Source organism: Gordonia alkaliphila, from assembly GCF_023017165.1.
GTDB classification, from domain to species: Bacteria; Actinomycetota; Actinomycetes; order Mycobacteriales; family Mycobacteriaceae; genus Gordonia; species Gordonia alkaliphila.
This window is the reverse complement of the sequence record NZ_JALKBW010000001.1, coordinates 1,105,941-1,123,739: the sequence shown is the minus strand read 5'-3', so window position 1 is coordinate 1,123,739 and position 17,799 is coordinate 1,105,941. Positions and strand designations below refer to the sequence as shown.

14 protein-coding genes are annotated in these 17,799 nt (G+C 71.4%); 7 read left to right on the top strand and 7 right to left on the bottom strand.

Going from position 1 to position 17,799, the window contains the following annotated elements; all coding sequences use genetic code 11:
* Position 1: 1 nt before the first annotated feature.
* On the bottom strand, positions 2-916 hold the full coding sequence (locus MUG78_RS04930) for an HpcH/HpaI aldolase/citrate lyase family protein (protein WP_246996834.1): 915 nt from the start codon (positions 914-916) through the stop codon (positions 2-4).
* A gap of 167 nt (positions 917-1,083) precedes the next feature.
* Here MUG78_RS04930 and MUG78_RS04925 point away from each other — a divergent pair, with 167 nt between their 5' ends.
* On the top strand, positions 1,084-2,355 hold the full coding sequence (locus MUG78_RS04925) for a polysaccharide biosynthesis protein (RefSeq protein ID WP_246992743.1): 1,272 nt from the start codon (positions 1,084-1,086) through the stop codon (positions 2,353-2,355).
* Here MUG78_RS04925 and pgfA read toward each other — a convergent pair.
* Positions 2,300-3,364 carry a cell envelope lipid trafficking protein PgfA gene (pgfA, locus tag MUG78_RS04920; RefSeq protein ID WP_246992741.1) on the bottom strand — a complete coding sequence of 355 codons (1,065 nt, stop codon included), beginning with the start codon at positions 3,362-3,364 and terminating at the stop codon, positions 2,300-2,302. The genes MUG78_RS04925 and pgfA overlap by 56 nt on opposite strands.
* A 51-nt stretch (positions 3,365-3,415) precedes the next feature.
* Between pgfA and MUG78_RS04915 the strand changes: the two genes are divergently transcribed.
* A complete protein-coding gene (locus MUG78_RS04915; protein ID WP_246992739.1) occupies positions 3,416-4,621 on the top strand; it encodes an acyltransferase family protein in 1,206 nt (401 codons plus the stop codon).
* On the opposite strand, the gene MUG78_RS04910 is transcribed toward MUG78_RS04915, so the two are convergent.
* Genes MUG78_RS04910 through MUG78_RS04900 form a run of 3 tightly spaced genes read right to left on the bottom strand, consistent with a single transcriptional unit; the run spans position 4,575 to position 9,422 of the window.
* The gene (locus tag MUG78_RS04910; RefSeq protein WP_246992737.1) at positions 4,575-4,976 is read right to left on the bottom strand and encodes a hypothetical protein; all 402 of its coding nucleotides are present in this window, start codon (positions 4,974-4,976) and stop codon (positions 4,575-4,577) included. The two genes, MUG78_RS04915 and MUG78_RS04910, sit on opposite strands and share 47 nt — an antisense overlap.
* Positions 4,973-9,292, bottom strand: coding sequence for an alpha-(1->3)-arabinofuranosyltransferase (locus tag MUG78_RS04905; RefSeq protein WP_246992735.1), 4,320 nt, complete (start codon positions 9,290-9,292; stop codon positions 4,973-4,975). The genes MUG78_RS04910 and MUG78_RS04905 overlap by 4 nt, the downstream gene beginning before the upstream one ends.
* A complete protein-coding gene (locus tag MUG78_RS04900; RefSeq protein ID WP_246992733.1) occupies positions 9,222-9,422 on the bottom strand; it encodes a DUF2613 family protein in 201 nt (66 codons plus the stop codon). The genes MUG78_RS04905 and MUG78_RS04900 overlap by 71 nt, the downstream gene beginning before the upstream one ends.
* A gap of 23 nt (positions 9,423-9,445) precedes the next feature.
* Here MUG78_RS04900 and MUG78_RS04895 point away from each other — a divergent pair, with 23 nt between their 5' ends.
* Both MUG78_RS04895 and MUG78_RS04890 read left to right on the top strand, forming a co-directional pair.
* On the top strand, positions 9,446-10,624 hold the full coding sequence (locus tag MUG78_RS04895) for a glycoside hydrolase family 3 N-terminal domain-containing protein (protein ID WP_246992731.1): 1,179 nt from the start codon (positions 9,446-9,448) through the stop codon (positions 10,622-10,624).
* Between the two features lie 42 nt (positions 10,625-10,666).
* Complete coding sequence (locus MUG78_RS04890) at positions 10,667-11,272, top strand: TetR/AcrR family transcriptional regulator (RefSeq protein ID WP_246992729.1); 606 nt, start codon at positions 10,667-10,669, stop codon at positions 11,270-11,272.
* A 192-nt stretch (positions 11,273-11,464) separates the two neighbouring features.
* Here the strand turns inward: MUG78_RS04890 and MUG78_RS04885 are convergent, their stop codons facing one another.
* Positions 11,465-12,349 (bottom strand): MaoC/PaaZ C-terminal domain-containing protein, encoded by an 885-nt coding sequence (locus MUG78_RS04885; RefSeq protein WP_246992727.1) that lies wholly within the window; start codon positions 12,347-12,349, stop codon positions 11,465-11,467.
* Positions 12,349-13,710 (bottom strand): 3-oxoacyl-ACP reductase, encoded by a 1,362-nt coding sequence (locus tag MUG78_RS04880; protein WP_246992725.1) that lies wholly within the window; start codon positions 13,708-13,710, stop codon positions 12,349-12,351. The genes MUG78_RS04885 and MUG78_RS04880 overlap by 1 nt, the downstream gene beginning before the upstream one ends.
* Positions 13,711-13,817: 107 nt before the next feature.
* On the opposite strand from MUG78_RS04880, the gene MUG78_RS04875 reads away from it, so the two are divergent.
* The 3 genes from MUG78_RS04875 to MUG78_RS04865 all read left to right on the top strand — a co-directional run bounded on the left by MUG78_RS04875 (position 13,818) and on the right by MUG78_RS04865 (position 17,781).
* Positions 13,818-15,125: an acetyl-CoA C-acetyltransferase gene (locus MUG78_RS04875; RefSeq protein ID WP_246992723.1), complete on the top strand. Its 1,308-nt coding sequence runs from the start codon at positions 13,818-13,820 to the stop codon at positions 15,123-15,125.
* 153 nt (positions 15,126-15,278) lie between these two features.
* Entirely contained in the window at positions 15,279-16,982 is a 1,704-nt protein-coding gene (locus MUG78_RS04870; protein ID WP_246992721.1) for a VanW family protein, read from the top strand.
* 22 nt (positions 16,983-17,004) lie between these two features.
* Entirely contained in the window at positions 17,005-17,781 is a 777-nt protein-coding gene (locus MUG78_RS04865) for an SDR family NAD(P)-dependent oxidoreductase (RefSeq protein ID WP_246992719.1), read from the top strand.
* Positions 17,782-17,799 lie beyond the last annotated feature (18 nt).

Below are 17,799 nucleotides of genomic sequence, written 5' to 3'. Positions count from 1 at the left end.
TTCAGTAGTGGAAGGTATCGGTGGGCGGCGGCCGGTGGTCGGCGTCGGTGAAGTCGCTCGGCACGATCTGGTAGGCGCGCGCCAGGTCCAGGATCTTGGTGGCCCGCGAGATGCGCGGCAGATCGGAACCGTTGCGGATCTCGCCGCCGGCGGCCTCGAACTCGGCGAAGAACTCACGGGCCCAACTGATCTCATCCTGCGACGGCGACAGACCCTCGTTGACGGCCGGGCACTGGTCGGGGGTGAGGCAGATCTTGCCGGTCATCCCGAACTCGCTGCTCACGGCGGTGGCTTCGCTGAGCTTGAGGCCGGTGGAGCCGACGGTGGGGCCGTCGATCGCCGACGGCAGGTTCGACGCCTTGGCCGCGATGGTGAACCGCGAGCGGGCGTAGGCGAGGGTCATCGGGTGCTCGCCGAAGCCGGTGTCGCGGCGGAAGTCGCCGATGCCGAAGGCCAGCCGGAAGGTGCCCTTGGTGGCGGCGATCTCGGTGATGCGTTCCAGGCCGCGGGCGGTCTCCACCAGCGCCACGATCGGCACGTTCGGGAGTCGTCGCGCGGTCTCGGTGATGTGGTCCACCGACTCGACCATCGCCAGCATGATGCCGCCGACCGAGGTCTTGGCGAGGGCGTCGATGTCGGCCGCCCACCAGGGGGTGCCGAAGCCGTTGATCCGCACCCAATCCGAGTGGCCGTCGTTCATCCACCGGACCACGTTGTCGCGGGCCGCGTCCTTGTCCTTGGGCGCCACCGCGTCCTCGATGTCGAGGATCACGATGTCGGCGCGGGATCGGGACGCCGCTTCGAACCGTTCCGCCTGCGCGCCGTTGACGAGGAGCCAGCTCCGCGCGAGTACCGGATCGATCCGGGAGCCGGGTTCGGCATTGTCGGGCTCGGGGAGGGGTTCGGTGTCGTACATCGAGTCGGCTGCCTGCTTGTCTATCAGTTCCGGGTACTGCTCAGCCTCCATTCGAGGCACTAGCAGTCTATACGCGCAGCGGTCGCGCGCTTGCCTGCCGCCCGCGACCTGCGGGGTAGTTTGGTCCCGTGGTGACGCGCGCGAGAGGCCGAGGGGGCGACGGCGGCGTGCCGAAGTCGGCGGTCCGCTCGCTGGGGACCGTGACCGCCGGATCGCTGGTGGCCAATCTGCTCGCCTATCTGGTGCAGCTTCCCGCCGGTCGGTTGCTGGGTCCGGCCGCCTACGGCGAGTTCGCGGTGCTGCTCGCGGCCATGCTGGTGTTCGCGGTGCCCGCCCTCGCCCTGCAGACCGTGGTGGCCCGGGAGGTGGTGCGCGGCAGCAGCACCGCGATGCTGTGGCGGCTGATCGCGGTGGTGGCCGCGGTGGTCGCCGTCGCCTCGGTGGGCGGCGCCTTCGCGATGATGGCGCTCGCCGACACCGACGCCGGACCGGCCTTCGCGGCACTGGCCGGGGCCGCTCCGCTCGCCGTGATCGCCGGTGGGCAGGGCTTTCTGCAGGGGACGGGCCGCTTCGGGCTGCTCGGCGGGGTACTCGCCGTCGTCGGAGTGCTGCGCAGCGTGCCGGTGATCATCGCCGTGGTGGGGGGCGGCGGCGCCACCTGGGCACTGGCCGCGGGCACGCTGGGCACGATCGTGGCGGCCGTCGCGGTGGCCGTCGTCGCCGTCCTCACGGATCCGGCAGTCGGGAATCCGGCAGTCGGGAATCCGGCAGTCGGGAATCCAGCAGTCGGGAATCCAGCAGTCGGGAATCCTGCAGTCGGGAATCCATCAGTCGGGCACGCCGCGGTGCCGGCGTCGATGGTGCTGCGGGCGTCGGGGGTGCAGCTCATCATCATCGTCGCGGTATCGGTGGATCTGCTGCTGTCGCGCAGTGTGCTCAGCGCGCACGACGCCGGGCTGTACGCGCTCGGCGCGGTGGCGACCAAGGCGGCGTTCTGGCTGCCGCAGGCGGTGGGTGTGGTGTTCTATCCGCGGCTGGCCGACCCGGTGCGGTCGACGGCCGCGCTGCGCTCGGCCACCCGGGTGCTGCTGGTGATCGGCGCGGTGGTGACCCTCGCGGCGGCGTTCGCCGGTCCGCTGGTGCCGCTCGTGGTCTCGGCCGACTATCGGCCGGTGGCCGGACTGCTGTGGCTCTTCGCGTACACCGGCTCGGCGCTGGCCGTGCTGCAGCTGCTGCTGTTGGCGGTGATCGCCCGCGACCGGATGCGCGGCGGACTGCCGGTGGCGGCCGTGCTGGTGGTGGAAGTGGTGTTGATCGCCACCGTCGCGCGATCGGTGACCGGCCTGGCCGTGCTGGCCGCGGTGTGCGCGACGGCGTCCGTGCTCAGTCTGCAGCTGGTGCTGCGGCAGGGCGACGACGCATCCACCACACACCGGTGATCAGCGCCGCGACGCCGAGGCCGCCGGCGACGATCGGAACCACCCGCGTGGTGACGGTCACCGGCCACGCGCGGCTCGAGGCGTAGGCGGCGGCGTCGCGGAGGGTCTGGTGATCCGACGACAGCGTGGTGGTCAGGTTGGTCAACGCGAACTCCTCGAGCGCGGCGTTGCGGGCACGCACGTCGGGTGCGAACCGGTACTCCTCGGTGATGACGGCGCGTTCGCTGACGATCACGCCGGTCTCCGTGTCGACGAAGAGGTCCCGGGTGGCGCGGTGGTGCAGGGTCGCCGTCAGCCGTTCGTTCGGGGCGGTGTTCGGGAAGGCGCCGAACCAGGAGGCGGGCTTCTCCAGGACCGCGCGCGGATCCTGTTGCGCCACCGCGAGATCGGTGTCCGGGACGTCGACCACGAAGCGGGTCACCGCGCGCCCGCCCATGGTCTCGCTGCCCGCGGCCGCCATGGGCAGCGTCTGCCGGGTGATCGGGTCGAAGTACTGGGCGCCGACTGGATCGAAGCCGAACGGCAGCACGTAGGTGTAGCCGCGGCGGTCGTCGACGGCGAGGGCGGCGCGCTCGTCGTCGTACTGCACCTGGGAGCTGCCGGTCGGGGCGGCGGTGGTCCGGTCCAGGGTGGTCCGGTCGATCACCGCGGCCAGCGTCGGCTCGCCGCAGTGGTCGGCGGCGTCGCCGACGAGACCCAGGGCGGTCCCGGCCTGCAGGGTCACCACCCGGGCGTCGGACGGCTGGACGGTGACGATTCTGCGCTGCTGGTTGACCGTGCCGCCGACCACCGCGGCGCGCGGCGCCTCCAGTGAGCAGCGGTCGAGGACGCGGGTGGCGGCGGAGCCGTCGGACACCGAGGTGAGGTCCAGGTCGAGGGGCACCTTCTTCAGGTCCGCCCCGACGAGTGGTCCGATCGCGATCGCCACCGCGATCAGGAGGGCGCCCAGGAACAGTGCGCCGGGGCCGAGCAGGTCGCGCGGGGACAGTCGCGGGTGCTGATCGGGCATGTGCCGAGCCTACTGCCGGGCGCCGTCGCCGCCGGTACCCTGGCGGCAATCATGACGACCATCGCCGACCCGCCGCAGCGGCGCTTCTTTCCCCAGCTGGAAGGAATGCGCGCGCTGGCGGCGCTGGGGGTGCTCACCACCCACGTGGCCTTTCAGACGCGCGCCATCGAGTGGCCGGTGCTCGGCCCGATCCTCGGGCGGCTCGATCTGGCGGTCGCGCTGTTCTTCGCGCTGTCCGGGTTCCTGCTGTGGCGGCCCTACGCCGCCGCGGCCCGCCACCCGGAGCTGCGCGAGCCGGGACCGGCGCGCTACCTGCGGCACCGCTTCGTGCGGATCTGGCCGGCCTACACCGTGGCCGTGGTCGCGGTCTTCACGCTGCTACCGCAGGCGCGCGGCGCGTCGATCGAGAGCTGGCTGGCCAACCTCACGCTGACCCAGGTCTTCGTGCCGTGGACGCTGGCGCCGGGTCTCACTCAGATGTGGAGCCTGTCCGTGGAAGTGGCGTTCTACCTGCTGCTTCCGGTGATCGGTTATGCGTTGATCGCGCTGCGCGGGCCGCGGGCGCGGCTGCGGATTCCGCTGCTCCTCGCGGTCGGCGTACTCAGTCTCGGGTGGGCGTGGGTGGTCACCGCGCTGCCCCTGCCGCCTGGAGTGGAGGGCAAGAACTGGGTGTTCGGGCACCTGCCGTGGTTCCTGGCCGGACTGATCCTGGCGGAGCTGACCGCGATCGTCGACGCCGAGCCACGTCCGTCGCGATCGGCCCGCCGCGCGCTGGCGGTGTCGGGGAATCGGCCGCTGATGCTGGCGGTGGCCGTCGTCGCCTACGGCCTGGCCTGCACGCCGCTGGCCGGTCCGGTGGGTCTCGGCGACCTCGCCAACGGGCAGTACGTGGGCAAGATCGTGTTCGGCGCGATCGCCGCGTACGCGATCCTGGCGCCGCTGGTGTGCTCGCCCGGGCCGTTCCGCTTCCTCGACTCGGGACCGATGGCCGCCCTGGGCCGGTGGTCGTACGCCATCTTCATCTGGCACCTGGCCGTGCTGACCTGCGTGTTCGGGCTGTTCGGCATCACCGCGTTCGACGGCCACTTCGCGGGGGTCTGGGTGCTGACCGTGGTGCTGACCATCGGGGTGTCGGCGGCCAGTTACGCGTTCATCGAGAATCCGTGTCGTCGTGCGTTGGCCGCGTGGGAACGACGTCGTGCACTGCGCGTCACGGAAACGCGAAGCACAGACCGCCGCTCCCGTATCCCTGCGTGACGCGCACCTTGGTGATCGGCGACTTCTTGCCGTTCTGCACCGCGTAGACGTTGCGCAGACCCTGCCGCTTTGGCCACCAGGTGACCGCGGCGTTGCCGCCGGAGGCCATGGCGCGGCCGATCAGCAGCGGCGGGTAGCCGCGGCCCTTCCAGTCGTAGAAGCTCACCAGGCCGGACGCGTTGACCGGCACCGTCATGCTGTACGAGCAGCCGACGCCGTGATTGACCGAGAAGAAGCCGATGCCCGGGTCCACACGACCCTGCGGTGCGGCGTTCGCCGGTGCGGCGGACAGGGTGGCGGCGACGGCTGCGGCCGCGCATCCGGCGACGACAGCGGTGGTGGCTCGCGAGATCACGTGTTCCCCTCGTGGTGGTTCGGTGCGTCGTATTCTGCCCTGCCGGGCCGTTCTCTGCAGTCGATCAGGGCACCGGCGACGAGGACGGCGAGTGCCGCCAGCGCTGCGGCCTGCGGCGCGGCGTCGTGCCCGGTGTACGGCAGCCCGGAGTGCCACGGCCCGGCCGCCAGGGCGACGACGGCCACCGACATCGCGCCGAACACGGTCCATACGCGTGCACTGCGGGAGAGGCGGGTGGTCACCGCGCCGGCGAGCACGCCGATACCCAGTCCCCACCAGCCGCCGAGCAGCCAGGCCGCTCCGAGGCCCGCGACGGCACCGCCGACGACGCCGACGGTACCGAGATCGGCGGGACCGGCCCGCGGTGTCGACGGGTCGGATTCGGGGCGGCGGCGCGGCCAGAAGGCGGCCACGAACAGCACCGCGACCAGGGCCAAGCCCACGCCCAGTGACCAGCGGTAGGCGCCGTCGAGGTCGAAGGTCAGCACCGCGGTGCCGCCCAGCCCGGCGGGCACCACCCAGCCCTGCTGCCAGCCGTCGACCACCACCGGCGCGAGTTCGACGCCGTCGATCCGCGCGTGCCAGCCCGGATTGGTGCTCTCCGGCACCGACAGGACCCGGTCACGATCGGCCGCCGGCACGGTGAGCGTGCGGCGGGTGGCGGTCCACTCGGTCACCGCGGGTTCGACGGTGTCGCTCGCGGTGTCGCCCGCGGTGGGGCTCGGGGCGGCGTCGAGGAGCACGGTGTCGACGGTGAAGGCGCGACCCGGGTTCACCGCCACCTCCACCCGCCCGGCACCCAGGTCCAGCGGCGGCCCGGGGCACGGCGTCGCGCGGACCGGCTGTCCGGTGCGCAGTGCACCCGCGGTGGTCGACACCTGCAGGCGGATCAGTCGGCCGGCGGCGGTCAGGCCCAGGCCGTACGGTCCGGACGGGTCGCTGTCGCACGCGATGTGCACCGGGCGCTGCGGGTCGGCCGCCGACTGCGGCGGTGCGCCGAGGACCTCCACCTCGCTGATCCCGACGGGGGCGCGCGTGGTGAAGCCGAGGCTGTTGGTGTCGAGGAGGTCCTCGGTGCGCAGCACGGTGATCGTCACCGTGTCGGTGCGGGTGGGCGGCAGCGCGAGCACGCCGTCGACGCCGACCGTGCGTTCGGAGCTGCCGTCGCCGAGGTCCACGCGCACCTTGGTGGACCGCGCCGGGTAATCGGCGGGCGCGGTGAGGCGTAGGCCGGTCACCTCGGCGGGGGCGGGCAGGCGCACGGTCAGCGTGGGATACCGGGACTTCCGGTCGGTCGGTTCCGGCGCGATCCAGGTGGTCTGCGGGTCGCCGTCGACGGCGGCGGTGGCGCTGCCCCGCACATCGGTCACCGCCGACGGGCCCTCCGCCGTCATCCGGCCGGGCTCGGCGAGCAACTGGTTCAGGGCGCTGCCCGGCAGCGGCCGCAGCCACACCGTCGGCTCCACCGCGGCGGCCTGCGGCACCGACAGCGTCCGGGTGAACACGCCCGGCTCTTCGGGGTCCAGGCCGAGCGCTCCGGCGCAGCGCACGCGCCCGGCGTCATCGGTGACGCACTGGTCGCGGCCGCCGAGCTCGGCGCCGAGTACCCACTGGCGGACCGGGCCGTCGACCTCGGGAAGCAGCACCTGCCGTCGTACGCTGATCGGCGCGCCGGTCGCGGCATCGGCGAGGGCCACGTCGGCCAGCGCGAACTGGTTGCCGCCCCGGTTCTCGGTGGCGATGGCCCGGATCTGCACGTGCCCGGTGGGTCCGGTCGGCAGCACGACGCGGGTGGGGACGCCGGGCTCCACATCGTGTGCCACCGCGCTGCCGCCGTCGGTGCTCACCAGGATCGACGTCACGTTCGGGCCGATGGCCTGCGCGGTGGTGACGGTGACGGCCAGATTCTCCTTCGGCTCGGCGAAGTCGAGTCGCAGCCACTGCCCGACGGCCGATTCCAGGCCGCGGCTGACCCAGGCGGTGGTCGGGTCTCCGTCGAAGGCGGCCGCGGCCCCGGCGGCGGGCGCGGTCTGGCCGGGCTGGGTGGCGTCGGCGGCCGAGCCGCTGCTGCTCACCCGGACCCGGCCGGGCTCGCCGTCGAGCAGCCACTGCGCGACCACCGGATCCTGCCCGTCCACCGGGTAGTCGGCGACGGCGTTCTTGGTGAGCCGTCGATCGTCCGGGGAGCGCAGCGCGGACGCATGATCGTCGACCCGACCGAAGTCGATCTCGCGCAGCGCGGGGGAGTCGGTGATGATCAGCCCGGGGCCCTCGTCGAGCCCGGCGCGGCGGGCGTCGGCGGCCAGCAGCGACGGTCCGAGCGGCCCCAGTCCGGCGCGAGCGCGGGCGGTGTTGATCGCCAGCAGCGCTTCCGGGCCGCCGACCACCCGCGGCAGGTCGGCCAGCGATGTCAGCGACGGTCCGGTGCCGGTGGCGCCGTCGACCCGGTAGATCGTCACCGCGGGCAGTTCCGGGCGCAGACCGTTGTCGACGACGAAGCCGTCGGCGACCGGCGGTGCGACGAGCGGGCCGAACTCGGCGACGGGCGTGAACCCGGGCGACGCGCGCAGCGCCTGCGCCACCAGCAGGGGGCGGGCCGAGCGCGAGGTGGCCGGCTCCAGATCGGCGCGCAGTACCACGAAGCCGACGCCCTGCGCCGCGAGCGTGGGGGCCAGACCCGGGCCGCCGCGGCCGGCCGCGAGCTCGCGCTGGACCGAGTCGAGGGCGCGGATGGCGCCGGGCGGGGTCAGCGGGATCGCGTCCCGGACCGCCCACGGCGTCCGGGCCATGGCTTGCAGCGGTTCGTCGCGGGTGAGACCCCACAGCTGGTCGGCGAACGGTGCGCCCGGCACCACCAGTGCGCGGGTGGGGGCCGCGGTGGACTCCTGCGCCGCGAGCCAGTCGGCGGTCTGCTGCCAGTAGTCGGGGATGGCGCGATAGCTGCCGGGCGGGGCCACGCCGCCGGTCCAGGCGAGCGTGCCGGTGCTGATCGCGGCCACCAGCACCACCAGGGCCGCGGCCAGGCCGCGTTCGCCGCGGACCGACTTGTTCACCGTGCGCCACGACGCCGCGTCGACCGGGACGCGCACCCGGGCCAGCAGATGCGCGACGCCCAGCGTCAGCGGGATGCGGAGGAAGGCGTCGAATTTGTGCAGGTTGCGGAGCGGGGCGCCGGCGCCGTCGAGGAAGTCGCGGTACTGCTCGGCGAGCGGCGAGCCGAGCGCGGCGGGGTAGCCGAGGCACATGATCAGCAGCCCGACCACCAGGAGCGCGATCAGGGTGCGGCGCCGCGGCAGGCGCGCCATCGCCAGCCCGGCCAGGCCGGCGGCGGCCAGCACACCGGTGGCCAGCACCGCGGCCGGTTCGGAGACCAGGACCGCGCCCGCCGCGCGTTCCCCGGAGACGAACGGCGTCCACGAACTGGTGCCGCGCAGCACCTCGGTGAGCGACGACCACTCGGTGGTGACGCGCGCCGATTCGATGAAGTCGAGGAACGGCGGGGACAGCCGGGAGAGCAGCAGCAGGGGGACCAGCCACCAGAGGCAGGCCAGCGCCAGGCCCAACGCCCACCACGCGCCGAAGGTGAGTCGGCGGCGCAGGTCGGCGCCGCGGGCGAGGATCAGGCCGGCCGCCCACCAGAGCGCGGCCACCCCGACGGCCGCGGCGGTGGCCACCGCGTTCACCGCCCCCATCAGCGCCACGGCGGCCGCCGAGCGCAGCGCCGCCTGCCACAGCGGTCGCGGATCGCCGGCCGCGGCGTCGAGCGCCCGCACCATCGGCACCAGCACCCACGGCGCCAGCATCAGCGGCAGCGTCTCCGACGAGATGGAGCCGAGGGTGGTCAGCACGCGCGGCGACGTCGCGAAGATCGCCCCCGCCAGCAGGCGCGACCCGAACGAGCCGATGCGCAGCGCTTCGGCCAGGCGGACCAGACCCACGAAGCCGACGGTCAGCAGCAGCGCCCACCACAGCCGCTGGGTGACCCAGCCGGGCAGGCCCGCGAGATCGCCGACGGCGAAGAACAAACCGTGCGGGAAGAAGTAGCCGTACGCCTGATTCTGGATCTGGCCCATCGGGGCCTCGGGCGACCACAGGTGCGCGGCGCGCAGCAGGAAGCCGGCCGGATCGGCGGTCAGATCGAGCTTGGTGTCCGGCGCGATGCGGCCGGGGGCCTGCCAGAAGGAGAAGAGAAGTGCGGCGACGGTGACGAGGGCGATGTCCCGGCGGGTCAGCCGGCGACCGCACTCACTGGGTGTCGTCGGCTCCGCCGCGCGTGCCGTACTGGACCGAGCCCTGCAGGAAGCCGTCGTTCGCATTGAAACTGTTCAGATCGGTGGAGGGGGAGTTCTCGGCCGCGAGCGTGCCGCTGAGAAAGACCGCGCCCACACCGACGATCGCGCCGGCGGCGGCAGCCACGGCTCCGTAAATCAGTCGGTCTCGCACCATGGGCTCCAAGTTACCATTCGGTCATGCGGAAAGTCTTTCGTCCGATCGCCCTGGTGACCGGCCTCGCTCTGCTGGCCGGATGTGGATCCACGGACGGCACCGCGGAGATCGCTGCCTCGTCGGCCGGCTCCTCGGCGGCGTCGACGGCCGTGTCGTCGTCGTCCGCGGCGGCGCCCGCACCCGCGCGGTGCGGCAGTGCGGAGCTGGCCGAACTCACGCTCCGGCAGAAGCTGGCGCAGCGCCTCGTCGTGGGCGTCACCGGCGCCGCCGACGCCAAGGCCGTGGTCGACGCGGAGCAGATCGGCGGCATCTTCGTCGGCAGCTGGACCGACATGTCGATCCTGACCGACGGCGCGGCGGCGAAACTGTCGAAGGCGCAGGACGTTCCGCTGATGGTCACCGTCGATCAGGAGGGTGGCCGGGTCTCGCGGCTCAAGTCGGTCGGCGTCGATCTGCCGTCGGCGCGGTCGGTGCGCGCGAGCGGTGCGACGCCCGCGCAGGTGCGCGCCCAGTCGAAGGCGGCCGGGCAGAAGATGGCGAAGCTCGGCATCACCGTCGACTTCGCGCCCGTGCTCGACGTCTCCGACGAAGACGACGACGACGTCATCGGCGACCGGTCGTACTCGAACGACCCGGCAGTGGTGACCGAGTACGCGGGCGCCTTCGCGCAGGGGCTTGCCGACGCCGGGATCATGCCGGTCTACAAGCACTTCCCCGGACACGGCAGCGGTTCGGGCGATTCGCACGTCGGCGCCGTCCGGACGCCGCCGCTCGCGCAGATGCAGAACACCGATCTCGCCCCGTATCGCACGCTGCTGCGCGATCCGGGGACCGCCGGGGTGATGGTGGGCCACTTGATCGTGCCGGGTCTCACGGCGTCGGACACGCCGGCCAGCATCAGTCCCCGCGCGATCGGCATGCTCCGGACCGGCAAGGGCTACGACGGTCCGGCGTTCGACGGCGTGATCTTCTCCGACGATCTGTCCGGGATGAAGGCGATCACCGACAAGTACTCGATCGACCAAGCGGTGCTGCGGGCCTTCCAGGCGGGCTCGGACATCGGGCTGTGGCTCACCACCGCCCAGGTGCCGAAGGTGCTCAACACGTTGGAGCAGGCCGTCGCCGACGGAAAGCTGAACCGGAGTCGGATCGACGACTCGGTGGTGCGGATTCTGCGGGCCAAGGGAGTGCTGAGGTGCTGAGGCGCCTGCACGCGGAACTTACTCGATGGTAATTTGAGGCTCATGGCCGGAACCAAGCGATTGCCTCGCGCTGTGCGAGAGCAGCAGATGCTCGACGCGGCGATCGCCGAGTTCGCCGAGAGCGGCTACTCCGACACGTCGATGGACGCGATCGCCGCGCGGGCGCAGATCTCCAAGCCCATGCTGTACCTCTACTACGGCTCCAAGGACGAACTGTTCTCCGCGTGCATCACGCGCGAGTCCGGACGCTTCATCGACGTGATGAGCGCCGGATTCGATCCGACCCTGCGCCAGCGGGACCAGGCGCGCATCCTGGTGCGCGAGTTCCTGCGGTACGTGCACGAGAACGCGCAGTCGTGGCGGGTGATCTACCGGGTCGCCAGCGGCAGCGCCGGCTTCTCCGACGTCGTCACCAAGGCGCGCGCGGAGATCACCGAGATGATCACCGCGCTGATCCGCCAGGGCACCACCGTCGAGGGGGCGTCGGACACCGACTTCGAGCTCACCGCGGTCGCGCTGGTGGGTGCGGCCGAGGCGGTGGCCGACCGGGTCTCCGAGGGCGACGTCTCCATCGACGCGGCCACCGATCTGCTGCTGGGCATCACCTGGCGCGGCCTGAAGGGCGTCGGCACCGAGCCTCCGGCGTAACGGCGGCAGTTCCCCCCGTTGGCGGCAGTCCGCACCGCAGGCGGCTGCCCCGGCTGCCTCCTCTGGTGGCGGCTGCCGCCTTTGGTGCCGAGTGTCGCCTATGCGGGCGGGGCGGGTGCCGCGGCAGACGAGAACGGACCCGACATCCAGGCGCTCGTGGGCGCCCGGACGTCGGGTCCGTGTGGTCGTGCTCTACGCCGACGGGGTGAGGGTGCCCGTGAGGTGCGGGTAGCCCTTGCGTCGGTTGAGGATCGACACCGTGTAGCCGTCGTCGGACTTCGCGGTGTACAGGTTCACCTTGGCCGGCAGCAGGATCGGCTTGCCGAACCGCACCTGGTAGACCACCGCGTCGGGGAGCTGCGCCTCGACGTTGGCGATCGCGGCGGCCGCACTCCACATGCCGTGGGCAATGGCCTTGGGGAACCCGAACAGCTTGGCCGACAGGTCGGCCATGTGGATCGGATTGCGGTCACCGGAGGCGGCCGCGTACTTGCGGATCAGCGACAGATCCACCGCGACCACGCGATCCGGCGGCGGCGGAGTGGTGTCCTTGGGCGCCGGGCCCCGCGGGGTGTCCGAGAGGCTGGTGCGCTGCTGCTTGAGGAACGTGCCGGTCTGCACCGCCACCAGTTCGCGGCCCACGAAGAACTTCGAGATCACGTCGATGAGCAGACCCTTGCGATGCTCGCGCAGGTTCTCCGCGTGCGTCTCGATGGTCAACGGCTCGTCGACGCCGATCTGGCGCAGGCGCTCGATCCGGTTCTCCGCGTGCACGGAGCCAACCGCCGCGAAGGGGAAACCGCCCGCCACCATCAGCTCCATGGCCAGCGGGAACTGCAGCACGAACAGGTAGGTCAGCGGCAGGGTCGCGCCGTACTGGGTGCCGGTGGTGTGGCAGTAGTCCAGCAGTCGGTCGCGGTCCACCCGCAGGTTCTCCACGCGCAGGACGGTGTCCGGCACGGAGGCGTCGGGGGCGACGCGGCTGGGCTTGCCGAAGACGGGCAGCATGGCGCCGACCGCCTTCGGGTACTGCGTCGCCGCCGTCGGCATCGCAGACAGAGTGACGGTTCTACTCATCACGCACCCAGCAGGCTCTGGCCGCAGACGCGCACGACGTTGCCGGTGACCTCGTTGCTCGCCGGGTTCGCGAAGTAGGCGACGGTCTCGGCCACGTCGACGGTCTGACCGCCCTGCTGCATGGCGTTCATGCGACGCCCCACCTCGCGGGTGGCCAGCGGGATGGCCGCGGTCATCGCGGTCTCGATGAAGCCCGGGGCGACGGCGTTGATGGTGATGCCGCTCTTGGCCAGGACCGGGGCGTAGGCGTTGACCACGCCGATGATGCCGGCCTTGGAAGCGCCGTAGTTGGTCTGGCCGCGGTTGCCCGCGATACCGGCGATCGACGAGACGTCGATCACGGCGCCGCCCGAACGCAGGGCCTTGCGGGCCACCAGCTCGTTGACCAGGGTCTGCGGTGCGATGAGGTTGACGCCGATCACCGAGTTCCAGCGGCCCTCGTCCATGTTGGCGAGCAGCTTGTCGCGGGTGATGCCGGCGTTGTTGACGATGATGTCCAGGCCGTCGTGGCGGGTCAGGACGTGCTCGGCGATCTTGGCGCCCGCATCCTCGGCGGTCACGTCGAGGGGCAGCGCGGTGCCGCCGACCCTGTTCGCGGTCTCGCTGAGCGCTTCACCGGCGGCCGGGATGTCGGCGGCGATCACGTGGGCGCCGTCGCGGGCCAGGACCTCGGCGATGGTGGCGCCGATGCCGCGGGCGGCACCGGTGACCAGGGCGACCTTGCCGGCCAGCGGCTTGTCCCAGTCGGCCACCTCGGCGGCGGCGCCGGCGCCGACGCGGATCACCTGGGCGTCGACGTAGGCCGACTTGCCCGACAGCAGGAAGCGCAGGGTGGACTCCAGCGCGCCGGCGCCGGCCTTGGCCTTCGGGTGGACGTAGACCAGCTGGGCGGTGGCGCCGTCGCGCAGTTCCTTGGCGACCGAGCGGGTGAAGCCCTCCAGCGCGCGCTGGGCGACCTGCTCGTCGGGCGACGCGGCGAGCTCCGGGGTGGTGCCCAGCACGACGACGCGCGCGGAGTTGCCGAGCGAGCGCATGACCGGGGTGAAGAACTCGAAGAGCTGCTGCAGCGACGCGGCGTCGGCGATACCGGTCGCGTCGAAGACGGCGGCACCGAGCTTGTCGGCGCTGCGGCCGGACGTGTTGTTCACCACGATGTCGTAGTCGTCGCCGGCGCTCAGCAGTTCCCGCACCGGCTCCACCAGACGTCCGACGCCGCCGAGCAGCACCGGGCCGCCGAGCGGCGGCTGCGAGGGAGAGTAACGGCGCAGCTTAGGCGGCTGCGGGAGGCCCACCTTGCTGGCCAGGAAGGCGCCCGGCCCCGAGTTCACGAACGACGAATAGAGATCGGTGCTGCCTGCCATAACAGTGCTCCTTCTGCGTATATGGGTGAGGTGCCGGGGTCGACAACGAACTTACTCAATAGTAAGAATACAGGTAACCGCAGAATCGTAGAGTTCAGGAGACGCCAGTGGCCTCGTACACCCCTCGCAAGCCGGAGACCAAGCAGAACCGCCCGGTCGCCATCCTCGGCGGCAACCGCATCCCGTTCGCGCGGCAGGATCGTGCCTACGCCAAGGCTAGCAACCAGGAGATGTTCACCGCTGCTCTCCAGGGCCTGATCAGCCGGTTCAATCTGCAGGGCGAGCAGCTCGGCATGGTGGCCGGCGGCGCCGTGCTCAAGCACTCGCGCGATTTCAACCTGGTGCGCGAGTGCGTGCTCGGCACCTCGCTCTCGCCGTACACCCCGGCCTTCGACATCCAGCAGGCCTGCGGCACCGGCCTGCAGGCCATCAACGCGGTAGCCGACGGCATCGCGCGCGGCCGCTACGAGGTGGGCATCGGCGGCGGTACCGACACCACCTCGGATGCTCCGATCGGCGTCTCGGAGGAGATGCGTCGCCAGATGCTCGAGGTGAATCGGGCCCGCACCACCCCGGACCGTCTCAAGGCGGCGCTGTCACTGGTCACCAAGCTCGGCATCGAGATCCCGCAGAACGGCGAGCCGCGCACCGGCCTGTCCATGGGCGAGCACGCCGCGATCACCGCCAAGGAGTTCGGCATCGCGCGCGCCGACCAGGATGCGCTCGCCGCCGCCAGCCACCAGAACATGGCCAAGGCGTACGACGAAGGCTTCTTCGACGACCTCATCACTCCGTTCCTGGGCCTGACCCGCGATGAGAACCTCCGCGCCGACAGCTCGGTGGAGAAGCTCGCCAAGCTCAAGCCGGTCTTCGGGGTCTCGCTCGGCGACGCGACGATGACCGCGGGCAACTCCACCCCGCTGACCGACGGCGCCTCCGCGGTGCTGCTCGCCAGCGACGAGTGGGCCGAGCGCAAGAGCCTGCCGGTGCAGGCCTACCTGGTCGACACCGAGACCGCCGCCGTCGACTACGTCAACGGCCCCGACGGCCTCCTGATGGCGCCGACCTACGCGGTCCCGCGTCTGCTCGAGCGCAACGGACTCACCCTGCAGGACTTCGATTTCTACGAGATCCACGAGGCCTTCGCCTCGGTGGTCCTGTCGACCCTGAGCGCGTGGGAGTCCGACGAGTACTGCACCGAGCGTCTGGGCCTGGACAAGGCGCTGGGGGCCATCGACCGCAGCAAGCTGAACGTGCGCGGCTCGTCGCTCGCGGCCGGCCACCCGTTCGCGGCGACCGGCGGACGCATCGTCGCGCAGGCCGCGAAGATGATCGCCGAGAACGGCGGCGGGCGTGCGCTGGTGTCCATCTGCGCGGCAGGCGGCCAGGGCGTTACCGCCATCATCGAGGGCTGACCTGCGGCGATAAAGATTCTCAAAATCTTTCTCGCGCGCGTGTAACGCTCCGCCGACCCGCGGCTATATACGTGGTAGCTCCGGCCGTACTGCCTGACCCCCGACCCGGCAGTACGGCCGGAGTCTTATTTTCTGCCTAAGATCGACGCTGTTGTGACTTCTTCTCCTGATAGGCGCTACCGGCGCCGCGATACTTCGACGCGCTCCTGGTGGCTGCGCGGCCTGCTGGCCGCAGTCCTCCTGGTGGCCGTCGTCTTCGCCGTCGACGTGGCCCGATCGTGGGACCGGACTGCGCGCGGAGCGCAGATCGCCGAGTTCGCGGTGGGGGACCTGTCCCCGGATCAGGCTCGTACCGTCCTCGAGAAGCTGTCGGTGTCGGCGGCCGCGCCGATCGTCGTCCACACCGATTCCGGGCAGGCCACCGTCGATCCGGCCGCGCTGGGCCTGAGTTTCGACGCCGACGCGACGCTGGAACGGCTGCTGGAGCAACCGCGCAATCCGTGGGATCGCTTCCTGGCCATGCTCGGCGTCTCCCACCAGGTGGCGCCCGTGGTGCACATCGACGAGACGGCCTTCAACGAGGAGCTCGACGCTCAGCGCGAGGTCCTCGAACGCGCCGCCGTAGAGGGCGGGGTGCACTTCGACGGCACCACGCCGGTCGCGGACCTGCCGTCGGCGGGCCTGCGGATCGATCGCGACGCGGCGCAGGAGACGCTCAAGCGCGAGTGGCTCAGCGGCGAGCGGATCTCGCTGGCCATGGAGCAGTTCGATCCGACGGTGTCGGCCGAGACGGTGCAGGCCACCCTCGACGGCCCGGCCCGCGAGGTCACGGCGTCGTCGATCAAGCTGCGCGGCGAGGGCGAGACGATCACGGTCTCGCCCGTCCAACTCGGTGCGCTGGTGACCTTCGTTCCCGACGGCAAGGGCGGGCTCGTCCCGTCGATCGCGCAACGTCGCCTCCAGGGCACCCTCGGATCGTCGCTCAAGGCGACCGAGTCCGCGCCGGTCAGCGCGTCGTTCCGCATCTCCGGCGGCACCCCGCGCGTGGTGCCCGCCCGCAACGGCGCCAAGGTCGACGCACCGGCCACCGCCGCCGCGCTCGCCGCCGCCACGGTCGGCTCCGACCGCACCGCCGAGGTGGCCTACAAGACGCTGCGCCCCAAGATCTCCACTGCGAAAGCCCGGGGCCTCGGCGTCCGCGAGGTGGTCGCCGAGTTCACCACCGGCGGCTTCAGCGGCGCGTCCGGCGAGAACATCCGTCTCGTGGCGCAAGAAGTGGACGGCGCCGTGGTGCTGCCCGGCGAGACCTTCTCGCTGAACGGCCACACCGGCCCGCGCGGTACCGCGCAGGGCTACGTGACCTCCACGATCATCGACAACGGGCACGCGTCGAAGGCGGTCGGCGGCGGTATCTCGCAGTTCGCCACCACGCTGTACAACGCCGCCTATTTCGCGGGGCTGGAAGACGTGACGCACACCGAGCACGCCTACTACATCTCGCGCTACCCCGAGGCGCGGGAGGCGACGGTCTTCGAGGGCCTGATCGACCTGCAGTTCAAGAACAACACCAAGAACGGCATCGTGATCGAGACGGCGTGGTCGTCGTCGTCGATCACCGTGCGACTGTGGGGGACCAAGCAGTTCGAGGTGGAGTCGTTCACCGGGGAACGCACCAACCCGACCAGTCCGGAGAGCCTGGTGCTGCCGGCCGGCGACAACTGCCTGCCCAGCGGCGGTTCACCCGGTTTCACCGCGTCCAACACGCGCGTGGTGCGCGATGCCCGCTCCGGTGCCGAGGTGTCCCGCCACACGCGGACCGTCAAATATGATCCGGAGCCTATCGTCCGCTGCGGTTGAGCCCACAGTTATGCTCAGCAACATGGACATCAATGGAGCAAGTGCAATCGTCACGGGCGGTTCGTCGGGCATCGGTGCAGCCGCCGCTCGTCGTCTCGCCGCGCGGGGCGCCAAGGTCGTCATCGCCGACCTCAAGGCCGAAGAGGGCGAAGCCCTGGCCAAGGAGATCGGTGGCGTCTTCGTCACGGTCGACGTGACCGACACCGACCAGATCATCGCCGCTATCGAGAAGGCCGTGGAGCTCGGCCCGCTGAAGGCCGTCGTCAACTCGGCCGGTGTCGGCTGGGCGCAGCGCACCATCGGTCGCGACGGCGAGTTCGCGTCGGCGCACAATCTGGACCTGTACAAGAAGGTCATCGGGATCAACCTGATCGGCACCTTCGACGTGACCCGTCTGGCCGCCACCGCGATGAGCAAGAACGAGCCGGGCCCGGACAACGATCGCGGCGCGATCGTGAACCTCGCTTCGGTCGCCGCGTTCGACGGCCAGATCGGCCAGGCCGCCTACTCGTCGTCCAAGGGCGGCGTCGTCGGCATGACCCTGCCGGTCGCTCGCGACCTGTCGGCCGTGGGTGTGCGTCTGAACACCATCGCCCCGGGCCTCATCGACACCCCGATCTACGGCGAGGGCCCCGAGTCGGAGGCCTTCAAGGCCAAGCTGGGCGAGAGCGTCCTGTTCCCGAAGCGTCTCGGCGTGCCCGACGAGCTGGCCTCCATGGTGGAGGAGCTGATCACCAACTCGTACATGAACGCTGAAGTGATCCGCGTCGACGGCGGCATCCGGATGCCACCGAAGTAGGCGGATCGAAACCGCTGC